The organism is Geobacillus sp. ZGt-1, assembly GCF_001026865.1.
GTDB classification, from domain to species: domain Bacteria; phylum Bacillota; class Bacilli; order Bacillales; family Anoxybacillaceae; genus Geobacillus; species Geobacillus thermoleovorans.
Genome location: NZ_LDPD01000028.1, coordinates 75,180 through 76,904 on the forward strand (window position 1 = coordinate 75,180; position 1,725 = coordinate 76,904).

General features: G+C 49.2%; 1 protein-coding gene and 1 pseudogene. One reads left to right on the forward strand and one right to left on the reverse strand.

Annotation, left to right across the window (positions count from 1 at the left end; genetic code table 11):
• A pseudogene (locus VU18_RS20775) lies at window positions 1-351 on the reverse strand (hypothetical protein); the annotation flags it as partial.
• A 336-nt stretch (window positions 352-687) separates the two neighbouring features.
• Here VU18_RS20775 and cls point away from each other — a divergent pair.
• On the forward strand, window positions 688-1,725 hold a 1,038-nt coding region (gene cls / locus VU18_RS14815; protein ID WP_236687426.1), incomplete at its 3' end, for a cardiolipin synthase.

The window sequence follows — 1,725 nt, forward strand, 5'->3', positions numbered from 1 at the left end:
GACGATTTCTTGGAAAAACGTAAATCCCGCATACAGCGGCCCAAGCGGCAAATGCGCCCCCGGCGCAAGCCCTTTGATGATGAAATCAATCGCGCCAAATTGGACGAGAATAAAGCCATAGAAAAAGACGACGTGGATCAGTCCGCTTTTTTTGTCCTTGAGCAGCTTTTTCTGGCCGAACACGTTGACCCAGATGTTTCGCAGCCGCTCTTTTACTTTGTGGTCAAACTCGAATTTTTTGCCGAGTTTGATGTACATCGCCCGCGTTTTTACGACATATGCAAACAAGTAAATTGCGTAAGCGGTTACAAGCAAAAACGCGAGCCAGTTCACCACCAACAAGGCATTCATCTTCTCTCCCCTTCCCCCGTTTTTCGAGCGAATGTGTTGCCATAACAAAAGAAATTTTCAGAATTCGCTTTATGTCTATTGTACAAATGAATGAGCATTCAGTCAATAGCCTTTTTTTCATCCCAGCCGCGAAAACTTTCCCTTTGCAACGGAGCGGTCGCGGGGGAATCATCGATTTGTTCAGCCCTCTATAGACTCCCATGACGAAAAAAATTCATCAATATGGAAATTTTATTCATTTGGAGTTTGGGTATGTTCACGGTAGATGCAATTTGAAACGTTTTGCGCGTTCTCGGGCACATTAATAAATACCGAATCGACATAGGAGGAGAAGATATGGTCGTCATTTCCGTCATTGCCATCGTATTGCTGCTCGTTTATCTTGATGACAAGCTTGGACAGTTCATCTTCCGCAATGGGCGCAAAAAAGTCGTCTACCCGGAGCGGAGAAGCGATATTTCCCTCTATATCAACGGCAGGCATTTATTTTCTGATTACTTCGCTGAACTAGGCCGCGCCCGCGATCATATTCACGTCTTGTTTTACATTATAAAAAATGACGAAACGAGCGCGCCATTTTTCCAGATTTTAAAGGAAAAAGCAGCTGCCGGCGTGAAAGTGCGAGTGTTGACCGATTGGATCGGCAGCTTTGGACTGCCGAAAGCGCTCATCCGTTCGCTCGAGGAAAGCGGGGTGGAGTTCGCCTATGCCCGAAAGCCGCGCTTTCCGTTTTTCATTTACCGCCTCAACCGCCGCAACCATCGGAAAATTACGGTCATCGACGGTCGGGTCGGCTACATCGGCGGCTTTAACATCGGCCGTGAATACAACGGAAAAGACGCCAACTTCGGCGAATGGCGCGATTACCACTTAAAAGTGAACGGCGAAGGGGTTCACGACTTGCAAGAACAGTTTTTGCACGACTGGGAAGAAGCAACGGGCCGGACGGTGCCTGACAAACATCGCTACTTCCCGCCGCTTTCGGCCGGCGCCATTCGCCATCAGCTCGTCGCCACCAACGGCGCTGCCCTTGAAGAACAGTTTATCGAGGTCATCCGCCAGGCGAAAAAAGAAATTATGATCGGCAGCCCATACTTCATCCCAAGCCGGCCGCTGTTTAACGAGCTCATGCAAGCGCTTCGGCGCGGGGTGCGTGTGACCGTCCTTGTGCCGCTGAAGGCGGACCATTTATTTGTCAAAGAGGCTGCCTATCCGTACTTTTATCGACTCTTGAAAGCCGGCGCGCGCATTTACCGCTTTTACCAAGGATTTTACCATGCAAAAACGCTCGTCATCGATGAGGAGTGGTGCGACGTCGGCACAGCAAATTTCGATCGGCGCAGCTTGTTTTTAAACAGCGAAATCAACTGCTAT